Genomic DNA, 20,302 nt, shown 5'->3' on the forward strand with positions numbered 1-20,302 from the left:
TACTCCGGCATCATTTACGCCCGCCGTGCGAGGCCATCTTGGACAAGATCCTGATTCGTGGGGCTAGAACCCACAACCTGAAGAACATCGACCTGACCCTGCCCCGGGACAAACTGATCGTCATCACCGGCTTGTCCGGCTCCGGCAAATCGTCCCTGGCGTTCGACACGCTGTATGCCGAAGGTCAGCGTCGCTATGTGGAATCCCTGTCGGCCTACGCCCGGCAGTTCCTGTCGATGATGGAAAAGCCCGATGTCGACACCATTGAAGGCCTGTCGCCGGCTATTTCCATCGAGCAGAAATCCACGTCCCACAACCCGCGCTCCACCGTGGGTACCATTACCGAAATCTACGACTATCTGCGCCTGCTGTATGCGCGCGTGGGCATTCCGCGCTGCCCAGACCACGATATTCCCCTGGAAGCCCAGACCGTCAGCCAGATGGTCGACCTGGTACTGGCCCAGCCAGAGGGCGCCAAGCTGATGCTGCTGGCGCCCGTCATTCGCGAGCGCAAGGGTGAACACCTGTCGGTCTTCGAAGAACTGCGTGCCCAGGGCTTCGTGCGGGCGCGCATCAACGGCAAGCTCTATGAGCTGGACGAAGCGCCGAAGCTGGACAAGCAGAAAAAGCACTCCATTGACGTGGTGGTCGACCGATTCAAGGTGCGCGCCGACTTGCAGCAGCGTTTGGCGGAATCGTTCGAAACCGCGCTGAAGCTGGCCGATGGCATTGCCCTCGTAGCGCCGATGGATGACGAGCCGGGCGAAGAGATCATCTTCTCCGCGCGCTTCGCCTGCCCGATCTGTGGCCATGCCATCAGTGAGCTGGAACCCAAGCTGTTTTCCTTCAACAACCCGGCCGGCGCCTGCCCGACTTGCGACGGCCTGGGTGTGAAGCAGTTTTTCGATATCAAGCGCCTGGTCAATGGTGACCTGACCCTGGCCGAGGGGGCGATACGCGGATGGGACAGGCGTAACGTCTACTATTTCCAGATGCTCGGATCATTGGCCTCGCACTACAAGTTCAGCCTGGAAGTGCCGTTCAACCAGCTGCCGGCAGACCAGCAGAAGGTCATTCTGCATGGCAGCGGTTCGCAGAATGTCGACTTCAAGTACCTGAACGACCGTGGCGACATCGTCAAGCGCTCGCACCCGTTCGAAGGCATCGTGCCGAACCTGGAGCGTCGCTACCGCGAGACCGAATCGGCAAGCGTGCGTGAAGAACTGGCAAAATTCCTCAGTACTCAGCCTTGCCCGGATTGCCGTGGCACCCGCCTGCGTCGTGAGGCACGTCACGTGTGGGTAGGCGAAAAGACCCTGCCAGCAGTGACCAACCTGCCGATCGGCGATGCGTGTGAATACTTTGGCGTACTCAAGCTCACCGGGCGACGCGGGGAAATTGCCGACAAGATCCTCAAGGAAATTCGCGAGCGTCTGCAGTTCCTGGTCAACGTTGGCCTGGACTACCTGTCGCTGGACCGTAGCGCCGATACCTTGTCGGGCGGTGAAGCACAGCGAATCCGTCTGGCCAGCCAGATTGGCGCGGGCCTTGTGGGCGTGCTGTATATCCTCGATGAGCCGTCGATTGGCTTGCACCAACGGGATAACGACCGCCTGCTGGGCACGCTGAAACACCTGCGCGATATCGGCAATACCGTGATCGTGGTCGAGCATGATGAAGACGCTATCCGCCTGGCGGACTACGTGGTCGATATCGGCCCGGGCGCGGGTGTGCATGGTGGCCATATCGTTGCCGAGGGCACGCCTGCCGAAGTGATGGCACATCCGGACTCGTTGACCGGCAAGTACCTGTCTGGCCGGGTGAAGATCGAAGTGCCCGCCAAGCGTACGCCGCGCAACAAAAAGATGGCTCTGCACCTCAAGGGCGCGCGCGGGAACAACCTGCGCAATGTCGACCTGGAGATTCCGCTGGGCCTGCTGACCTGCGTGACCGGTGTTTCCGGTTCGGGCAAGTCGACGCTGATCAACAACACCTTGTTCCCACTGAGTGCCACCGCCCTGAACGGCGCGACCACTCTGGAAGCTGCGGCCCACGACAGCATCAAAGGCCTGGAGCATCTGGACAAGGTCGTCGACATCGACCAGAGCCCGATTGGACGCACACCGCGTTCCAACCCAGCCACCTACACCGGGCTGTTTACGCCTATCCGCGAGCTGTTCGCTGGCGTACCCGAGTCGCGTTCACGAGGTTATGGGCCGGGCCGGTTCTCGTTTAACGTCAAGGGTGGGCGCTGCGAAGCCTGCCAGGGCGACGGCCTGATCAAGGTGGAGATGCACTTCCTGCCCGACATCTACGTGCCGTGCGATGTGTGCAAGAGCAAGCGCTACAACCGCGAGACCCTGGAGATCAAGTACAAGGGCAAGAGCATCCATGAAACCCTGGAGATGACAATCGAGGAAGCTCGCGAGTTCTTCGACGCCGTGCCGGCGTTGGCGCGCAAGCTGCAGACGCTGATGGATGTAGGCCTGTCGTACATCAAGCTGGGGCAATCAGCGACCACGCTGTCGGGTGGTGAAGCGCAGCGGGTCAAGCTGTCTCGCGAGCTGTCCAAGCGTGATACCGGCAAAACCTTGTACATCCTCGATGAGCCGACCACTGGCCTGCACTTCGCGGATATCCAGCAGTTGCTGGACGTACTGCACCGCTTGCGGGACCACGGCAATACCGTGGTGGTGATTGAGCACAACCTTGATGTGATCAAGACGGCCGACTGGTTGGTAGACCTGGGGCCGGAAGGTGGTTCGAAGGGTGGCCAGATCATCGCAGTGGGCACGCCAGAGCAGGTTTCCGAAATGCCGCAGTCGCACACCGGTTACTACCTGAAACCATTGCTGGAACGCGATCGGGCCTGATCTTTTCATCGTCCAATAAAAAGCCCCTGCCACTTTGCGGTGACAGGGGCTTTTTTTTATAGCCGGGAATCAGAACTGCGATTGCAGGTAATTCTCCAGGCCGATCAGCTTGATCAGGCCCAACTGCTTTTCCAGCCAGTAGGTGTGATCTTCTTCGGTGTCATTCAACTGCACTCGCAGTATTTCCCGGGTGACATAGTCGTTGTGCTGCTCACAAAGCTCGATGCCCTTGCAGAGTGCAGCACGGACCTTGTACTCAAGGCGAAGATCGGCAGCGAGCATGTCAGGCACTGTGGTACCCACGTCCAGATCATCAGGACGCATACGCGGCGTGCCTTCGAGCATCAGAATGCGGCGCATCAGGGCATCAGCGTGCTGTGCCTCTTCTTCCATTTCGTGGTTGATACGCTCGTAGAGCTCGGTAAAGCCCCAGTCTTCGTACATACGCGAATGGATGAAATATTGGTCACGAGCTGCCAGTTCGCCCGTCAGCAACGTGTTGAGGTAATCGATTACGTCGGGGTGACCTTGCATCGCCCTACATCTCCCTGCTTGAAAGACTGTAGTTTGAACCATGCTGACTTGAAGGTCACGGGACAAACGGCAGAAAAGTGAAGATTTCCGGAGAAAAGTAGCTGAAATAACGCAAAAACCGCCCAAATGAGGGCGGTTCTGCTTATCGTTTAGAGTCAGTTAAGCGATACACCCAGTGCCTTTGCGATTGCTTCTCCATAAGCCGGGTCGGCCTTATAGAAGTGCTGCAGTTGACGCTGGACCACATCGCTGGAAACGCCACCCATAGCACCGGCGATGTTATTGGTGAGCAGGGCTTTCTGCTCATCATTCATCAGACGGAACAGCGCACCGGCGTGGCTGTAGTAGTCCGTATCTTCGCGATGATCGTAGCGATCAGCCGCGCCGCTCAGGGTCAATGCTGGCTCTGCATACTGCGGGGCTTGTTTCGGTGCGTCTGCATAGCTGTTTGGCTCGTAGTTCGGAGCCGCACCGCCGTTACTACCGAAAGCCATGGAGCCGTCACGCTGGTAGCTGTTAACCGGGCTACGTGGTGCGTTCACCGGCAGTTGCTGGTGGTTGGTGCCCACACGGTAGCGGTGCGCATCGGCGTAGGCAAAAACCCGACCTTGCAGCATACGGTCCGGCGACAGGCCAACGCCTGGGACCATGTTGCTTGGGCCAAATGCGGCCTGCTCGACTTCGGCGAAGTAGTTCTGCGGATTACGATTGAGCTCCAGCTCACCCACTTCAATCAACGGGAATTCTTTTTGCGACCAGGTCTTGGTCACGTCAAACGGGTTCTCGTAATGGGCGTTCGCCTGTGCCTCGGTCATGATCTGGATGCACACGCGCCACTTGGGGAAGTCACCGCGCTCGATTGCACCAAACAGATCACGCTGGGCGTAATCAGGATCGGTTCCCGCCAAGCGGGCGGCCTCGGCCGGCGCCAGGTTCTTGATGCCTTGCTTAGTCTTGTAGTGCCACTTCACCCAATGACGCTCACCCTGGGCATTGATCAGACTGTAAGTGTGGCTGCCGAAACCATGCATGTGGCGATAGCCGTCCGGGATGCCACGGTCCGAAAACAGAATGGTGACCTGATGCAGCGCCTCTGGTGAGTGCGACCAGAAGTCCCACATCATCTGCGCGCTTTTCAGGTTGCTCTGCGGCAGGCGTTTCTGGGTGTGGATAAAATCCGGGAATTTCAGCGGATCACGAATAAAGAACACGGGAGTGTTGTTACCCACGATGTCCCAGTTACCCTCTTCGGTATAGAACTTCAAGGCAAAGCCACGTGGATCACGTTCAGTGTCAGCAGAACCGCGCTCACCGCCTACAGTGGAGAATCGCAGGAATGTCGGCGTTTGCTTGCCAACAGATTCGAACAGCTTGGCGCTGGTGTACTGGGTGATGTCACGGGTGACTGTGAACGTACCGTAGGCGCCCGATCCTTTGGCGTGCACGCGACGCTCAGGGATGTTTTCACGGTTGAAGTGAGCGAGCTTCTCGATCAGGTGGAAATCGTCGAGTAACAACGGACCACGAGGGCCCGCGGAACGGGAGTTCTGGTTATCCGCAACGGGAGCACCGCTGGCGGTGGTAAGGACTTTATTCTGGCTCATGCTCAATCTTCCTCAGGTCGGACTTGGAACTGCCGGCTAATCGGCTTGGAGGGAGTATTGATCATCAACACCACGCCTACAAATTCATTAAATTGCAGGCATCGATAGAGAATAACTAACAACACTCCGTTCGCTATAGTGCAGCGCCCGGCCTATGGAAGCTTGTATAAGTTGCGCTTTTGTTACGCGCACAAAAAACCGGGCACTAGGCCCGGTTTTTCGTTGCAGCTTGTCGTCTTACTCGGCGCTTACAGCTTCGCCGGCAGTAGCACGATCAACCAACTCGACGTACGCCATAGGCGCGTTGTCGCCAGCGCGGAAACCGCACTTGAGGATGCGCAGGTAGCCACCCTCACGGGTAGCGTAACGCTTGCCCAGGTCGTTGAAGAGCTTACCAACGATAGCTTTCGAACGAGTACGGTCGAAAGCCAGACGGCGGTTAGCCAGGCTGTCTGTCTTGGCCAAAGTGATCAGCGGCTCAGCAACGCGACGCAGTTCTTTAGCTTTCGGCAGTGTAGTTTTGATCAGCTCGTGCTCGAACAGCGACACCGCCATGTTTTGGAACATGGCCTTGCGGTGCGAGCTGGTACGGCTCAGGTGACGACCACTTTTACGATGACGCATGGTTCATTCCTTACCAAACTCACGTTCGGTGATTACGACGATCAGGCAGTCGCCTTGTCGTCCTTCTTAAGACTTGCAGGCGGCCAGTTGTCGAGGCGCATGCCGAGGGACAGACCGCGGGAGGCCAGAACGTCCTTGATTTCAGTCAAGGATTTCTTGCCCAGGTTCGGAGTCTTCAACAGTTCTACTTCGGTGCGCTGGATCAGGTCACCGATGTAGTAAATGTTTTCCGCCTTAAGGCAGTTAGCCGAACGTACAGTCAGTTCCAGATCGTCAACCGGGCGAAGCAGGATCGGATCGATCTCGTCTTCCTGCTCGATTACCACTGGTTCGCTGTCACCTTTGAGGTCGACGAACGCAGCCAACTGCTGTTGCAGAATGGTTGCAGCGCGGCGGATAGCCTCTTCAGGATCCAGGGTACCGTTGGTTTCCAGATCAATAACCAGCTTGTCCAGGTTAGTACGCTGCTCGACACGGGCGTTTTCCACCACGTATGCGATACGGCGAACCGGGCTGAACGAAGAGTCAAGCTGCAAGCGACCAATGCTGCGGCTTTCGTCTTCATCGCTCTGACGCGAGTCGGCCGGTTCATAACCACGACCACGAGCTACAGTGAGCTTCATGTTCAGGGCGCCGTTAGACGCCAGGTTAGCGATTACGTGATCGGGGTTAACGATCTCGACATCATGATCCAGCTGAATATCGGCAGCGGTAACCACCCCCGAACCCTTCTTCGACAAGGTCAGCGTAACTTCGTCACGGCCGTGCAGCTTGATAGCCAGACCTTTAAGGTTCAACAGGATTTCAATTACGTCTTCCTGTACACCTTCGATGGCGCTGTACTCGTGGAGCACACCGTCAATCTCGGCCTCGACTACTGCACAGCCGGGCATTGAGGACAACAGGATGCGGCGCAGCGCGTTGCCCAGGGTGTGGCCAAAACCACGCTCGAGAGGCTCGAGAGTAATTTTGGCGCGGGTTGGACTGACAACCTGCACATCAATGTGGCGGGGTGTCAGGAACTCATTTACCGAAATCTGCATGGATGCACCTATTTTCTAGCCCTTACTTGGAGTAGAGCTCGACAATCAGGCTTTCGTTGATGTCGGCGGACAGATCACTGCGAGCAGGAACGTTCTTGAAAACGCCCGACTTCTTCTCAGTGTCTACTTCTACCCATTCTACGCGGCCACGTTGGGCACACAGATCGAGAGCTTGGACAATGCGAAGTTGGTTTTTTGCTTTCTCGCGAACTGCGACCACGTCACCAGCACGAACCTGGTAGGACGGAACGTTTACGGTCTGACCGTTAACGCTGATCGACTTGTGCGATACCAGCTGACGGGATTCGGCACGAGTCGAACCGAAGCCCATACGGTATACAACGTTGTCCAGACGGCATTCGAGCAGTTGCAGCAGGTTTTCACCGGTTGCACCTTTCTTGCCAGCAGCTTCTTTGTAGTAGCCGCTGAACTGACGCTCGAGAACGCCGTAGATACGACGGACCTTCTGCTTTTCACGCAGTTGGGTGCCGTAGTCGGACTGGCGACCGCGGCGTTGGCCGTGGATACCAGGTGCTGCTTCAATGTTGCACTTCGATTCGATCGCGCGCACGCCGCTCTTCAGGAAGAGATCGGTGCCTTCGCGACGAGCGAGTTTGCATTTTGGACCAATGTAACGAGCCATTCTTTACAATCTCCTGGATTACACGCGGCGCTTCTTCGGCGGACGGCACCCGTTGTGCGGGATTGGCGTCACGTCGGTGATGCTGGCGATCTTATAGCCACAGCCGTTCAAAGCACGGACAGCAGACTCACGACCTGGACCTGGACCCTTGACGTTAACGTCGAGGTTTTTCAGGCCGTATTCCAGCGCAGCTTGACCAGCACGTTCAGCAGCTACTTGAGCAGCAAACGGGGTGGACTTGCGGGAACCGCGGAAACCCGAACCACCGGAGGTAGCCCAAGAAAGCGCGTTACCTTGACGGTCGGTGATGGTCACGATTGTGTTGTTAAAAGATGCATGGATGTGGGCGATGCCATCAACCACTGTCTTTTTAACTTTTTTACGAGGACGAGCAGCAGGTTTTGCCATGATAATTTTCCTGTCGATTCGCTGGGGCGATTACTTGCGGATCGGCTTACGCGGACCTTTACGGGTACGCGCGTTAGTCTTGGTACGCTGACCGCGTACTGGAAGACCACGACGATGACGCAGACCGCGATAGCAACCGAGGTCCATCAAACGCTTGATTTTCATGTTGATTTCGCGACGCAGGTCACCTTCAGTGGTGAACTTCGCCACTTCGCCACGCAGCTGTTCAATCTGCTCGTCGCTCAGATCCTTGATCTTAGCGGCTGGGTTTACCCCAGCAACTGCGCAAATTTTCTGCGCAGTAGTGCGACCAACACCATAGATGTAGGTCAGCGAGATAACAGTGTGCTTGTTATCTGGAATGTTAACGCCTGCAATACGGGCCATTCAGTGGGACTCCAATTGACAGCTACCTACGCCCCGGAAGCCAAGAAATAGGGCGCGAGATAATATCGCTGTAATAACAAATAATCAACCCGGCAGCGCACTAGCTGCCGGGCTTCAAGCGGATCACACTCAGCCTTGGCGCTGTTTGTGACGCGGTTCCGCGCTGCAAATTACTCGAACAACACCTTCGCGGCGAATAATCTTGCAGTTACGGCACAGCTTTTTCACCGATGCACGAACTTTCATCACCAACTCCTCGAACCTTATGGGGTACTCAGCGCAACATGCCGCTGCCGTAGCCCTTCAGGTTGGCTTTCTTCATCAGGGATTCGTACTGGTGCGAAACGAGGTGCGATTGTACTTGGGACATGAAGTCCATCACAACCACGACCACGATCAGCAACGAGGTCCCGCCAAGGTAGAACGGAACGTTTGCTGCAACCACCAGGAACTGGGGCAACAAGCACACGGCCGTCATATATAGAGCACCGAACAGGGTCAAACGAGTCAGAACGCCATCAATGTAGCGTGCCGACTGCTCACCTGGACGGATGCCCGGAATAAAGGCACCGGACTTCTTCAGGTTTTCCGCTACGTCTTTCGGATTGAACATCAACGCCGTATAGAAGAAGCAGAAGAAAATAATCCCTGCACTAAACAGCAGAATATTCAACGGCTGACCAGGAGCGATCGACTGAGAGAGGTCCTGCAGCCAGCCCATATTTTCAGACTGACCAAACCAGGTACCCAACGAAGCCGGAAACAGCAAGATGCTGCTCGCGAAAATTGCCGGAATAACACCGGCCATATTCACTTTCAGCGGCAAGTGGCTGGTCTGCGCAGCGAAGACCTTACGGCCCTGCTGACGCTTGGCGTAGTGAACAGCAATACGACGCTGGCCACGCTCAATGAACACCACAAAACCGATAATCGCTACTGCCAGCAAACCGATGGCAACCAAGGCGAAGATATTGATATCACCCTGACGCGCAGACTCGAAAGACTGCCCGATTGCTCTCGGAAGACCGGCGACGATACCTGCGAAAATCAACATCGAGATACCGTTGCCAACACCACGCTCAGTAATCTGCTCACCCAGCCACATCATGAACATCGCACCAGCCACAAACGTGGATACCGCGACGAAATGGAAGCCAAAGTCACCAGTGAACGCAACGCCCTGCCCCGCCAGGCCAACGGACATGCCGATAGCTTGAACCAGGGCGAGGACGACAGTGCCGTAGCGGGTGTACTGGCTAATCTTGCGACGGCCAGCTTCACCTTCCTTCTTCAACTGCTCCAGCTGCGGGCTGACGGCTGTCATCAGTTGCATGATGATCGATGCCGAAATGTACGGCATGATCCCCAGTGCAAAGATGCTCATCCGCTCCAGCGCGCCGCCGGAAAACATGTTGAACAAGCTAAGAATGGTCCCCTCATTCTGTCGAAACAGGTCTGCGAGTCGGTCCGGGTTGATACCTGGAACCGGGATGTGTGCGCCTATTCGGTAGACGATAATCGCCAGGAACAGAAAACGCAGACGAGCCCAAAGTTCAGACATACCGCCTTTGCCGAGCGCTGAGAGAGCACCTTGCTTAGCCATTTATTCCTCGAACTTGCCGCCAGCTGCTTCGATAGCCGAACGCGCACCTTTGGTGGCGCCGATTCCCTTGCCGATAGTGACAGCGCGAGTCACTTCACCGGACAGCATGATTTTCACACGCTGTACGTTGACGTTGATCACGTTGGCATCTTTCAGGGTCTGCACAGTAACGATGTCGCCTTCCACTTTAGCCAGCTCGGACAGACGCACTTCTGCGCGATCCATGGCTTTCAGGGATACGAAACCGAACTTAGGCAGGCGACGATGCAGCGGCTGTTGACCGCCTTCAAAGCCTGGAGCAATGGTGCCACCGGAGCGGGAGGTTTGACCCTTGTGGCCACGGCCACCGGTCTTACCCAAACCACTACCGATACCACGGCCCGGACGATGCTTTTCGCGACGGGAACCCGGCGCTGGACTCAGATCATTGAGTTTCATCGATTAACCCTCTACACGCAGCATGTAGTAAGCCTTGTTGATCATCCCGCGATTCTCGGGAGTATCCTGGACTTCTACAGTGTGACCGATGCGACGCAGACCCAAACCTTTAACGCACAATTTGTGGTTAGGGATGCGGCCGGTCATGCTTTTGATCAGCGTTACTTTAACGGTAGCCATGATCAGAAGATCTCCTTGACAGTCAGACCACGCTTGGCAGCGATGGACTCAGGAGATTGCATAGCCTTCAGACCCTTGAAAGTGGCGTGAACCACGTTTACCGGGTTAGTCGAGCCATAGCACTTGGCCAGAACGTTCTGAACGCCAGCAACTTCGAGGACAGCACGCATAGCGCCGCCAGCGATGATACCGGTACCTTCAGAAGCAGGCTGCATGTACACCTTCGAAGCGCCGTGAGCGGACTTCATTGCGTACTGCAGAGTGGTGCCGTTCAGATCAACTTGGATCATGTTGCGACGAGCAGCTTCCATTGCCTTCTGGATCGCGGCAGGCACTTCACGTGACTTGCCACGGCCGAAGCCAACACGCCCTTTACCATCACCCACCACGGTCAACGCGGTGAAAGTGAAGATACGGCCGCCTTTAACGGTTTTGGCTACGCGGTTAACTTGAACCAGCTTCTCAATGTAGCCTTCGTCGCGCTTTTGGTCGTTATTTGACATAACTTAGAACTCCAGCCCAGCTTCACGAGCAGCATCAGCCAGCGCTTTCACGCGGCCGTGGTACTTGAAGCCAGAGCGGTCGAAAGCCACTTGCGAGACGCCAGCGGCCTTAGCACGCGTAGCGACCAGCTGGCCAACCTTTGTGGCCGCGTCGATGTTGCCAGTGGCACCATCACGCAGTTCTTTATCCAAAGTCGAGGCGCTTGCCAGGACTTTGTTGCCGTCGGCCGAGATGACCTGGGCGTAGATGTGCTGCGACGAGCGGAACACGCAGAGACGCACGACTTCGAGTTCGTGCATTTTCAGGCGTGCTTTGCGAGCGCGACGCAGTCGAGTAACTTTTTTGTCGGTCATTTGCTATGCCCTACTTCTTCTTGGCTTCTTTACGACGGACGACTTCGTCCGCGTAGCGCACACCTTTGCCTTTGTACGGCTCTGGTGGACGGAAGTCGCGGATCTCAGCGGCCACTTGACCTACCAGCTGCTTGTCGATGCCCTTGATCAGGATATCGGTCTGGCTAGGAGTCTCAGCAGTGATGCCCGCTGGCAGTTCGTAATCCACTGGGTGCGAGAAGCCAAGGGCAAGGTTCAAAACCGTGCCTTTTGCTTGCGCTTTGTAACCAACACCGACCAGCTGGAGCTTACGCTCGAAGCCTTGGCTTACGCCTTGGACCATGTTGTTTACCAACGCACGCGTGGTACCGGCCATTGCGCGAGTTTGTTGATCGCCATTGCGAGCAGCGAAACGCAGCTCACCAGCTTCTTCAACGATCTCAACGGACGAATGGATGTTCAGTTCAAGAGTACCCTTGGCACCCTTCACCGAAAGCTGTTGGCCTGCGAATTTGACTTCGACACCGGCTGGCAGCTTAACGGGGTTCTTAGCGACGCGAGACATGCTTATCCCCCCTTAGAACACAGTGCAAAGTACTTCGCCGCCGACACCGGCAGCGCGCGCAGCACGATCCGTCATCACACCTTTGTTGGTGGAGACGATAGACACGCCCAGACCGCCACGAACTTTCGGCAGATCTTCAGCGGACTTGTACTGACGCAGGCCTGGACGGCTAACGCGCTTCACTTCCTCGATGACCGAACGGCCTTCGAAGTACTTCAGCTCGATGGACAGCAGTGGTTTGATTTCGCTGCTGATCTGATAACCCGCAATGTAGCCTTCGTCTTTCAGGACTTTGGCAACAGCTACCTTCAACTTGGAAGATGGCATGCTTACGACGGACTTTTCAGCCATCTGGGCATTACGGATACGAGTTAGCATGTCCGCTAACGGGTCCTGCATACTCATGGGCTAGACGCTCCTAATACAAAAAAATTAGCCTTGCGGCTACATATGTCGCCGAGAATCTCCGAGCACAAAAAACACGGGCTCAGGCGAGCCGCGTATTTTAGACATACTCCAGAAATGAAACAAGCCCCAAAAGGGGCTTGATCCAGATTCAAGGTCACCGGCGGTCAGTATCTTGCGATTCCGACCACCTGGACGTTGAAAGTACTTACCAGCTGGCTTTAACCAGACCTGGTACGTCACCACGCATTGCCGCTTCACGCAGTTTGTTACGGCCGAGGCCGAACTTGCGGTAAACGCCGTGTGGACGACCGGTCAGGCGGCAGCGGTTACGCATGCGCGAAGCGCTTGCGTCACGTGGCTGCTTCTGCAGAGCAACTGTAGCTTCCCAACGCGCTTCTGGACTTGCGTTCAGATCAACGATGATTGCTTTCAGTGCTGCACGCTTCTTGGCGTACTTGGCAACCGTGAGCTGACGCTTCAGCTCGCGGTTTTTCATGCTCATCTTGGCCATGGTCCTACTCCAATCAGTTGCGGAACGGGAATTTGAACGCACGCAGCAGAGCGCGGCCTTCATCATCGTTCTTGGCAGTGGTGGTCAGGGTGATGTCCAGACCGCGGAGAGCATCGATCTTGTCGTAGTCGATTTCCGGGAAGATGATCTGCTCTTTCACGCCCATGCTGTAGTTACCACGACCATCGAAGGACTTGGCATTCAGGCCGCGGAAGTCGCGGACCCGAGGCAGGGAGATCGACAGCAGACGATCCAGGAATTCGTACATACGCTCACGGCGCAGAGTCACTTTGACGCCGATCGGCCAACCTTCACGGACTTTAAAGCCAGCGATGGATTTCCGAGCGTAAGTCACAACGACTTTTTGACCGGTGATCTTTTCCAGGTCAGCAACAGCGTGCTCGATGACTTTTTTGTCGCCGATCGCTTCGCCCAGACCCATGTTCAGGGTGATTTTGGTGACGCGCGGAACTTCCATCACGTTCCCGAGCTTAAGTTCTTCCTTAAGCTTAGGGGCGATTTCCTTCCGGTAAATCTCTTGTAGTCGTGCCATGGTCTAATCTACCTAGCAGTGTTCAAGCATCAACCGCTTTTTGGGTCGACTTGAAGACACGAATTTTCTTACCGTCTTCTACTTTGAAACCAACGCGGTCAGCCTTGTTGGTTTCGCCGTTGAAGATGGCGACGTTAGAAGCGTCCAGCGGAGCTTCTTTCTCGACGATACCGCCCTGCACGCCCGACATCGGGTTAGGCTTGGTATGACGCTTGACCAGGTTCAGACCACCGATAACCAGACGGTTATTGGCGAGAACCTTAAGCACCTTACCGCGCTTACCTTTGTCTTTGCCGGCGATCACGATGATCTCGTCGTCACGACGAATCTTTTGCATGTCGGATCTCCTTACAGCACTTCTGGGGCGAGCGAGACGATCTTCATGAACTTCTCAGTACGAAGTTCACGGGTCACTGGCCCAAAGATACGGGTGCCGATCGGCTCTTGCTTGTTGTTCAGAAGAACAGCAGCGTTGCCATCAAAGCGGATAATGGAGCCATCAGCACGACGTACGCCGTGACGAGTGCGGACTACAACAGCAGTCATCACTTGGCCTTTTTTCACCTTACCGCGAGGAATTGCTTCCTTCACGGTAACTTTGATGATGTCACCGATACCAGCGTAACGACGATGGGAGCCACCCAGCACCTTGATGCACATAACACGGCGAGCGCCGCTGTTATCGGCCACATCGAGCATGGATTGAGTCTGAATCATATAATTTCTCCGACCCCTAGTCCTTAGACTTCCACAGCGCGTTCGAGAACATCAACCAGTGCCCAAGACTTGGTCTTGGCCATCGGACGAGTTTCACGAATAGTGACCTTGTCGCCGATGTGGCACTGATTGGTTTCGTCGTGCGCGTGCAGCTTAGTCGAACGCTTAACATATTTACCGTAGATCGGGTGCTTAACGCGACGCTCGATCAAAACGGTGATGGTTTTGTCCATCTTGTCGCTGACAACACGGCCAGTCAGCGTACGGACAGTCTTTTCGGCTTCAGCCATGATCACTTACCTGCCTGCTGGTTGAGCACAGTCTTCACGCGAGCGATGTCACGCTTAACTTGCGAGAGCAGATGAGACTGCCCCAACTGGCCAGTTGCTTTCTGCATACGCAGATTGAACTGGTCGCGCAGCAGGCCGAGCAGTTGCTCGTTCAGCTGCTGTGCGGATTTTTCACGAAGTTCATTCGCTTTCATCACATCACCGTCCGTTTAACAAAGGAGGTGGCGAGCGGCAGCTTTGCAGCAGCCAGGGCGAAAGCCTCACGCGCCAGCTCTTCAGAAACACCCTCGATTTCATACAGGACTTTGCCTGGCTGAATCTGGGCTACCCAGTATTCCACGTTACCCTTACCTTTACCCATCCGAACCTCGAGAGGCTTTTTGGAGATCGGCTTGTCCGGGAATACACGGATCCAGATCTTGCCGCCACGTTTTACGTGACGGGTCAGAGCACGACGCGCTGACTCGATCTGACGAGCGGTGAGACGACCACGAGCTACAGACTTCAGCGCGAACTCGCCGAAGCTGACTTTGCTACCGCGCTGAGCCAGACCACGGTTGTGGCCTGTCATCTGCTTGCGGAACTTCGTACGCTTAGGTTGCAACATTTGGCGTACCCCTTACTTAGCAGCTTTTTTACGAGGCGCTGGTGCTTGTGGTTTCAGTTCTTCTTGGCGACCACCAATTACTTCGCCTTTGAAGATCCAAACCTTTACACCGATCACACCGTAAGTGGTGTGAGCTTCGTAGTTGGCATAGTCGATGTCGGCACGCAGGGTGTGCAGTGGCACACGACCTTCGCGATACCATTCAGTACGTGCGATTTCAGCACCGCCGAGACGACCGCTCACTTGGATTTTGATGCCTTTGGCACCAATGCGCATGGCGTTCTGTACGGCGCGCTTCATAGCGCGACGGAACATTACGCGACGCTCCAGCTGCTGAGCTACGCTCTGCGCAACCAGCATACCGTCGAGCTCCGGCTTGCGGATCTCTTCGATATTGATGTGCACAGGCACACCCATTTGCTTGGTCAGGTCCTGACGCAGTTTCTCAACATCTTCACCTTTCTTCCCGATAACGATACCTGGACGAGCGGTGTGGATGGTGATACGTGCAGTTTGGGCCGGACGATGGATATCGATACGGCTTACGGACGCGCTTTTTAGTTTGTCTTGGAGATACTCACGCACCTTCAGATCAGCGAACAAGTAGTCCGCATAAGTCCGACCGTCTGCGTACCAGACGGAGGTGTGCTCCTTGACGATTCCCAGGCGAATGCCAATGGGATGTACTTTCTGACCCATCTCTTCGACTCCGTTACTTGTCAGCAACCTTGACAGTGATATGGCAAGACCGCTTGACGATGCGATCAGCACGGCCTTTGGCACGTGGCATGATGCGCTTCAGCGAACGCCCTTCGTTGACGAAAACGGTGCTGACCTTCAGGTCATCAACGTCTGCGCCTTCGTTATGCTCGGCGTTGGCTACGGCCGACTCCAGCACTTTCTTCATGATCTCGGCGGCTTTCTTACTGCTGAAAGCCAACAGGTTGAGCGCTTCGCCCACCTTCTTCCCGCGGATCTGGTCGGCGACCAAGCGGGCTTTCTGGGCGGAGATTCGAGCGCCCGACAACTTAGCGGCTACTTCCATTTCCTAACCCCTTAACGCTTGGCTTTCTTGTCTGCCACGTGCCCACGATAAGTGCGGGTACCGGCAAACTCGCCCAGTTTGTGGCCGACCATGTCTTCGTTAACGAGAACTGGGACGTGTTGACGACCGTTGTGTACTGCGATGGTCAGACCGACCATTTGTGGCAGGATCATCGAACGACGCGACCAGGTCTTAACTGGTTTGCGATCGTTCTTTTCCGCCGCCACTTCGATCTTCTTCAGTAGGTGAAGATCAATAAAAGGACCTTTTTTCAGAGAACGTGGCACTGTCGTATCCCTCTATTTACTTGCGACGACGGACGATCATTTTGTCGGTACGCTTATTACCACGAGTCTTCGCGCCCTTAGTCGGGAAGCCCCATGGCGATACCGGATGACGACCACCAGAGGTACGACCTTCACCACCACCGTGTGGGTGGTCAACCGGGTTCATGGCAACACCACGAACGGTTGGGCGAACGCCACGCCAGCGTTTGGCACCAGCTTTACCCAACGAACGCAGGCTGTGCTCGGAGTTCGAGACTTCGCCCAGGGTCGCACGGCATTCAGCCAGTACTTTACGCATCTCACCAGAACGCAGACGCAGGGTCACGTAGACACCTTCACGAGCGATCAGCTGAGCCGAAGCACCAGCGGAACGAGCGATCTGTGCGCCTTTACCTGGCTTCAATTCGATGCCGTGTACGGTGCTACCAACTGGAATGTTACGCAGTTGCAGAGCGTTGCCCGGCTTGATCGGTGCCAGAGCACCTGCGATCAGCTGGTCGCCAGCACTCACGCCTTTAGGGGCGATGATGTAGCGACGCTCGCCATCTGCGTACAGCAGCAGAGCGATGTGAGCAGTACGGTTTGGATCGTATTCGATACGCTCGACAGTGGCAGCGATGCCATCTTTGTCGTTGCGACGGAAATCGACCAGACGATAATGCTGCTTATGGCCACCACCGATGTGACGAGTGGTAATGCGACCATTGTTGTTACGACCACCAGACTTCGATTTTTTCTCGAGCAGCGGTGCGTGAGGAGCGCCTTTATGCAGCTCCTGGTTGACCACCTTGACCACAAAACGGCGGCCAGGGGAAGTCGGTTTGCATTTAACGATTGCCATGATGCACCCCTTCCTTACTCAGCACTGCTGCTGAAATCGAGATCTTGGCCTGGCTGAAGGGAGATAACTGCCTTCTTCCAGTCATTACGCTTGCCCAGACCGCGAGCAGTGCGCTTGCTCTTACCCAGAACATTCAGGGTAGTAACACGCTCTACTTTCACGCTGAACAGGCTTTCGACGGCCTTCTTGATTTCCAGCTTGGTTGCGTCAGTTGCAACCTTGAAAACGAACTGGCCTTTCTTGTCAGCCAGAACCGTAGCCTTTTCGGAAACGTGCGGGCCAAGCAGAACTTTAAATACGCGTTCCTGGTTCATCCCAGCAGCTCCTCGAATTTCTTCACGGCCGACACGGTGATCAACACCTTGTCGTATGCGATCAGACTAACTGGATCGGAACCTTGCACGTCACGTACATCAACGTGTGGCAGGTTGCGAGCAGCCAGGTACAGGTTCTGATCAACAGCTTCAGACACGATCAAAACGTCGGTCAGGCTCATGTTGTTCAGTTTGCCCAGCAGATCTTTGGTTTTTGGACTTTCAACAGCGAAGTCCTGAACCACGACCAGACGATCAGTACGCACGAGTTCAGCAAGGATGGAGCGCAGTGCTGCGCGGTACATCTTCTTGTTGAGCTTCTGAGAGTGATCCTGTGGACGAGCTGCGAAAGTGGTACCGCCGCCACGCCAGATTGGGCTACGGATAGTACCGGCACGAGCACGGCCAGTGCCTTTCTGACGCCAAGGGCGCTTACCGCCACCACGTACGTCGGAACGGGTCTTTTGCTGCTTGCTACCTTGACGGCCGCCGGCCATGTAGGCCACGACTGCTTGGTGAACGAGCGTCTCGTTGAATTCGCCGCCAAATGTCAGTTCGGAAACTTCGATCGCTTGAGCGTCATTTACATTTAATTGCATGTCAGCTTCCCCTTAACCGCGAGCCTTGGCCGCTGGACGTACAACCAGGTTGCCGCCAGTAGCGCCAGGAACAGCACCCTTGACCAACAACAGATTGCGTTCAGCGTCGACGCGCACTACTTCGAGGGACTGCACGGTCACGCGCTCAGCGCCCATATGACCGGACATTTTTTTGCCCTTGAATACACGACCAGGAGTCTGGCACTGGCCAATAGAGCCCGGGACGCGGTGGGAAACGGAGTTACCGTGAGTGTTGTCTTGACCACGGAAATTCCAACGCTTGATCGTACCCTGGAAGCCTTTACCTTTGGACTGACCGGTTACATCAACCAGTTGACCAGCGGCGAAGATTTCAGCGTTGATCAGATCGCCAGCCTGGTAGTCGCCGTCTTCAAGACGGAACTCCATGACAGTACGACCAGCTGCAACGTTTGCTTTAGCGAAGTGACCTGCTTGAGCAGCAGTCACGCGCGAAGCACGACGCTCGCCGACAGTGACTTGCACTGCACGATAGCCATCGGTTTCTTCAGTTTTGAACTGGGTGACGCGATTCGGTTCGATCTCAATGACCGTGACCGGAATGGAGACACCTTCTTCGGTGAAAATACGGGTCATACCGCATTTACGACCGACTACACCAATAGTCATGTTGTAAACCTCATGAGTGTACGGGGCTTTCACCCGCTATGGCCGCCCATTTCAGAGCGTTACACGACTAAGACCCAAGTCTTAGCCGAGGCTGATCTGTACTTCCACACCGGCCGCCAGATCGAGCTTCATAAGTGCATCAACGGTTTTATCCGTTGGCTGGACGATGTCCAGTACGCGCTTATGAGTACGGATCTCGTACTGGTCACGCGCGTCTTTGTTGACGTGCGGGGAGACCAGAACGGTGAACCGCTCTTTACGGGTAGGCAGTGGAATTGGACCACGCACTTGAGCACCAGTACGTTTCGCGGTTTCCACGATTTCCTGGGTGGATTGGTCGATCAGGCGATGGTCAAAAGCCTTCAACCTGATACGGATTTGCTGATTTTGCATTGGATTTCAGACTCCGGCTGCTATTCCCACCGGGCGCAATACGCCCGTTAAAAGGAGGCGCAATTCTATAGACGCCCTAGATAGGTGTCAACCCAATAAAAAAGCCCCCGCTAAGCGGGGGCTTTCTCAAAACATCAAAGCTCACTCAAAAGAGAGATTACTCGATGATTTTAGCTACAACGCCAGCACCAACGGTACGGCCGCCTTCACGGATTGCGAAACGCAGACCGTCTTCCATAGCGATGGTTTTGATCAGGGTGACAACCATTTTGATGTTGTCGCCTGGCATTACCATTTCTACGCCTTCCGGCAGTTCGCAGTTACCAGTCACGTCAGTAGTACGGAAGTAGAACTGTGGACGGTAGCCTTTGAAGAACGGAGTGTGACGACCGCCTTCTTCTTTGCTCAGTACGTATACTTCAGCTTCGAACTTGGTGTGCGGCTTAACCGAACCTGGCTTGACCAGAACCTGGCCACGCTCAACGTCGTCACGCTTGGTACCACGCAGCAGAACGCCGCAGTTCTCGCCAGCACGACCTTCGTCGAGCAGCTTACGGAACATTTCAACACCGGTGCAGGTGGTGACGGTAGTGTCACGCAGACCAACGATTTCCAGTGGATCTTGAACCTTGACGATACCGCGCTCGATACGACCAGTTACAACAGTACCGCGACCGGAGATCGAGAATACGTCTTCGATTGGCATCAGGAACGGCTTGTCGATAACACGGACTGGATCTGGGATGTAGCTGTCCAGAGTCTCAACCAGTTTACGAACGGACGTGGTGCCCATTTCGTTATCGTCTTTGCCTTCCAGAGCCATACGAGCAGAACCGATGATGATCGGAGTGTCGTCACCTGGGAAGTCGTAAGTGCTCAGCAGATCGCGCACTTCCATCTCAACCAGTTCCAGCAGCTCAGCGTCGTCTACCAGGTCAGCCTTGTTCAGGTAAACCACGATGTACGGAACGCCAACCTGACGGGACAGCAGGATGTGCTCACGGGTTTGTGGCATCGGACCATCAGCGGCCGAGCAAACCAGGATTGCGCCGTCCATCTGGGCAGCACCGGTGATCATGTTCTTCACATAGTCAGCGTGACCTGGGCAGTCAACGTGAGCGTAGTGACGGATCAGCGAGTTGTATTCAACGTGCGCGGTGTTGATGGTGATACCACGAGCTTTCTCTTCTGGCGCGCTGTCGATTTTATCGAAATCAACGATTGCGGAACCGAATACTTCGGAGCAAACGCGAGTCAGAGCAGCAGTCAGAGTGGTTTTACCGTGGTCAACGTGACCGATGGTGCCAACGTTGACGTGCGGTAGGGAACGATCAAATTTTTCTTTAGCCAC

General features: G+C 55.4%; 32 protein-coding genes. 1 reads left to right on the forward strand and 31 read right to left on the reverse strand.

The features are described from left to right. The first annotated feature begins 38 nt into the window (after positions 1–38). Complete coding sequence (gene uvrA, locus RHM69_RS17840; protein WP_014720150.1) at positions 39–2,873, forward strand: excinuclease ABC subunit UvrA; 2,835 nt, start codon at positions 39–41, stop codon at positions 2,871–2,873. Between the two features lie 69 nt (positions 2,874–2,942). Here the strand turns inward: uvrA and bfr are convergent, their stop codons facing one another. From bfr to tuf, 31 genes are all read right to left on the reverse strand, one after another. Then, positions 2,943–3,407 (reverse strand): bacterioferritin, encoded by a 465-nt coding sequence (bfr, locus tag RHM69_RS17845; RefSeq protein WP_003176400.1) that lies wholly within the window; start codon positions 3,405–3,407, stop codon positions 2,943–2,945. A gap of 155 nt (positions 3,408–3,562) precedes the next feature. Next, entirely contained in the window at positions 3,563–5,011 is a 1,449-nt protein-coding gene (locus RHM69_RS17850) for a catalase (RefSeq protein ID WP_014720152.1), read from the reverse strand. Between the two features lie 237 nt (positions 5,012–5,248). Continuing rightward, positions 5,249–5,635 carry a 50S ribosomal protein L17 gene (gene rplQ / locus RHM69_RS17855; RefSeq protein ID WP_003176402.1) on the reverse strand — a complete coding sequence of 129 codons (387 nt, stop codon included), beginning with the start codon at positions 5,633–5,635 and terminating at the stop codon, positions 5,249–5,251. A 41-nt stretch (positions 5,636–5,676) separates the two neighbouring features. Then, a complete protein-coding gene (locus RHM69_RS17860; protein WP_003176403.1) occupies positions 5,677–6,678 on the reverse strand; it encodes a DNA-directed RNA polymerase subunit alpha in 1,002 nt (333 codons plus the stop codon). Between the two features lie 22 nt (positions 6,679–6,700). Then, positions 6,701–7,321: a 30S ribosomal protein S4 gene (gene rpsD / locus RHM69_RS17865; RefSeq protein WP_003176404.1), complete on the reverse strand. Its 621-nt coding sequence runs from the start codon at positions 7,319–7,321 to the stop codon at positions 6,701–6,703. Positions 7,322–7,339: 18 nt separating this feature from the next. Further along, positions 7,340–7,729 (reverse strand): 30S ribosomal protein S11, encoded by a 390-nt coding sequence (rpsK, locus tag RHM69_RS17870; RefSeq protein ID WP_002555466.1) that lies wholly within the window; start codon positions 7,727–7,729, stop codon positions 7,340–7,342. Positions 7,730–7,759: 30 nt separating this feature from the next. Then, a complete protein-coding gene (gene rpsM, locus RHM69_RS17875; protein WP_003194635.1) occupies positions 7,760–8,116 on the reverse strand; it encodes a 30S ribosomal protein S13 in 357 nt (118 codons plus the stop codon). Positions 8,117–8,245: 129 nt separating this feature from the next. Next, entirely contained in the window at positions 8,246–8,362 is a 117-nt protein-coding gene (gene rpmJ, locus RHM69_RS17880) for a 50S ribosomal protein L36 (RefSeq protein ID WP_002555468.1), read from the reverse strand. A gap of 28 nt (positions 8,363–8,390) precedes the next feature. Beyond that, positions 8,391–9,719 (reverse strand): preprotein translocase subunit SecY, encoded by a 1,329-nt coding sequence (gene secY / locus RHM69_RS17885; RefSeq protein WP_003194637.1) that lies wholly within the window; start codon positions 9,717–9,719, stop codon positions 8,391–8,393. Beyond that, positions 9,720–10,157: a 50S ribosomal protein L15 gene (gene rplO, locus RHM69_RS17890; RefSeq protein ID WP_003176407.1), complete on the reverse strand. Its 438-nt coding sequence runs from the start codon at positions 10,155–10,157 to the stop codon at positions 9,720–9,722. It abuts the gene before it with no gap. Positions 10,158–10,160: 3 nt separating this feature from the next. After that, a complete protein-coding gene (gene rpmD, locus RHM69_RS17895; protein WP_003176408.1) occupies positions 10,161–10,337 on the reverse strand; it encodes a 50S ribosomal protein L30 in 177 nt (58 codons plus the stop codon). A 2-nt stretch (positions 10,338–10,339) separates the two neighbouring features. Then, a complete protein-coding gene (gene rpsE / locus RHM69_RS17900; protein ID WP_003176409.1) occupies positions 10,340–10,840 on the reverse strand; it encodes a 30S ribosomal protein S5 in 501 nt (166 codons plus the stop codon). A gap of 3 nt (positions 10,841–10,843) precedes the next feature. Next, positions 10,844–11,194, reverse strand: a complete 351-nt coding sequence (rplR, locus tag RHM69_RS17905) for a 50S ribosomal protein L18 (protein WP_003186037.1) — start codon at positions 11,192–11,194, stop codon at positions 10,844–10,846. 10 nt (positions 11,195–11,204) lie between these two features. Next, entirely contained in the window at positions 11,205–11,738 is a 534-nt protein-coding gene (gene rplF, locus RHM69_RS17910; protein WP_003194640.1) for a 50S ribosomal protein L6, read from the reverse strand. 12 nt (positions 11,739–11,750) lie between these two features. Beyond that, positions 11,751–12,143, reverse strand: coding sequence for a 30S ribosomal protein S8 (gene rpsH, locus RHM69_RS17915; RefSeq protein ID WP_003176413.1), 393 nt, complete (start codon positions 12,141–12,143; stop codon positions 11,751–11,753). A 208-nt stretch (positions 12,144–12,351) separates the two neighbouring features. Next, positions 12,352–12,657, reverse strand: a complete 306-nt coding sequence (gene rpsN / locus RHM69_RS17920; RefSeq protein ID WP_003176414.1) for a 30S ribosomal protein S14 — start codon at positions 12,655–12,657, stop codon at positions 12,352–12,354. Positions 12,658–12,670: 13 nt separating this feature from the next. Next, positions 12,671–13,210: a 50S ribosomal protein L5 gene (rplE, locus tag RHM69_RS17925; RefSeq protein WP_003194642.1), complete on the reverse strand. Its 540-nt coding sequence runs from the start codon at positions 13,208–13,210 to the stop codon at positions 12,671–12,673. A 22-nt stretch (positions 13,211–13,232) separates the two neighbouring features. Next, positions 13,233–13,547, reverse strand: coding sequence for a 50S ribosomal protein L24 (gene rplX, locus RHM69_RS17930; RefSeq protein ID WP_003176416.1), 315 nt, complete (start codon positions 13,545–13,547; stop codon positions 13,233–13,235). 11 nt (positions 13,548–13,558) lie between these two features. Next, positions 13,559–13,927 (reverse strand): 50S ribosomal protein L14, encoded by a 369-nt coding sequence (gene rplN, locus RHM69_RS17935; RefSeq protein ID WP_002555479.1) that lies wholly within the window; start codon positions 13,925–13,927, stop codon positions 13,559–13,561. A 23-nt stretch (positions 13,928–13,950) separates the two neighbouring features. Further along, positions 13,951–14,217 (reverse strand): 30S ribosomal protein S17, encoded by a 267-nt coding sequence (gene rpsQ, locus RHM69_RS17940; RefSeq protein ID WP_003194644.1) that lies wholly within the window; start codon positions 14,215–14,217, stop codon positions 13,951–13,953. A gap of 2 nt (positions 14,218–14,219) precedes the next feature. After that, complete coding sequence (gene rpmC, locus RHM69_RS17945) at positions 14,220–14,411, reverse strand: 50S ribosomal protein L29 (RefSeq protein ID WP_002555481.1); 192 nt, start codon at positions 14,409–14,411, stop codon at positions 14,220–14,222. Next, positions 14,411–14,824, reverse strand: a complete 414-nt coding sequence (gene rplP, locus RHM69_RS17950; RefSeq protein ID WP_003176421.1) for a 50S ribosomal protein L16 — start codon at positions 14,822–14,824, stop codon at positions 14,411–14,413. The genes rpmC and rplP overlap by 1 nt, the downstream gene beginning before the upstream one ends. Before the next feature lie 12 nt (positions 14,825–14,836). Further along, positions 14,837–15,523 (reverse strand): 30S ribosomal protein S3, encoded by a 687-nt coding sequence (gene rpsC, locus RHM69_RS17955; RefSeq protein WP_003176422.1) that lies wholly within the window; start codon positions 15,521–15,523, stop codon positions 14,837–14,839. Between the two features lie 13 nt (positions 15,524–15,536). Continuing rightward, positions 15,537–15,869: a 50S ribosomal protein L22 gene (gene rplV, locus RHM69_RS17960; RefSeq protein ID WP_003103908.1), complete on the reverse strand. Its 333-nt coding sequence runs from the start codon at positions 15,867–15,869 to the stop codon at positions 15,537–15,539. An 11-nt stretch (positions 15,870–15,880) separates the two neighbouring features. Continuing rightward, positions 15,881–16,156, reverse strand: coding sequence for a 30S ribosomal protein S19 (rpsS, locus tag RHM69_RS17965; RefSeq protein ID WP_002555486.1), 276 nt, complete (start codon positions 16,154–16,156; stop codon positions 15,881–15,883). A 16-nt stretch (positions 16,157–16,172) separates the two neighbouring features. After that, entirely contained in the window at positions 16,173–16,997 is an 825-nt protein-coding gene (gene rplB, locus RHM69_RS17970; RefSeq protein WP_003186055.1) for a 50S ribosomal protein L2, read from the reverse strand. Positions 16,998–17,011: 14 nt separating this feature from the next. Continuing rightward, a complete protein-coding gene (gene rplW / locus RHM69_RS17975; RefSeq protein ID WP_002555488.1) occupies positions 17,012–17,311 on the reverse strand; it encodes a 50S ribosomal protein L23 in 300 nt (99 codons plus the stop codon). Then, positions 17,308–17,910, reverse strand: a complete 603-nt coding sequence (gene rplD, locus RHM69_RS17980; protein WP_003176424.1) for a 50S ribosomal protein L4 — start codon at positions 17,908–17,910, stop codon at positions 17,308–17,310. The genes rplW and rplD overlap by 4 nt, the downstream gene beginning before the upstream one ends. A gap of 12 nt (positions 17,911–17,922) precedes the next feature. Then, positions 17,923–18,558, reverse strand: coding sequence for a 50S ribosomal protein L3 (gene rplC, locus RHM69_RS17985; protein WP_003194649.1), 636 nt, complete (start codon positions 18,556–18,558; stop codon positions 17,923–17,925). Between the two features lie 81 nt (positions 18,559–18,639). Then, on the reverse strand, positions 18,640–18,951 hold the full coding sequence (rpsJ, locus tag RHM69_RS17990) for a 30S ribosomal protein S10 (RefSeq protein ID WP_003186070.1): 312 nt from the start codon (positions 18,949–18,951) through the stop codon (positions 18,640–18,642). Between the two features lie 157 nt (positions 18,952–19,108). Further along, positions 19,109–20,302 (reverse strand): elongation factor Tu, encoded by a 1,194-nt coding sequence (gene tuf / locus RHM69_RS17995; RefSeq protein ID WP_003176426.1) that lies wholly within the window; start codon positions 20,300–20,302, stop codon positions 19,109–19,111.

It is taken from the genome of Pseudomonas sp. CCI1.1, assembly GCF_034348165.1.
GTDB lineage: Bacteria > Pseudomonadota > Gammaproteobacteria > Pseudomonadales > Pseudomonadaceae > Aquipseudomonas > Aquipseudomonas paracarnis.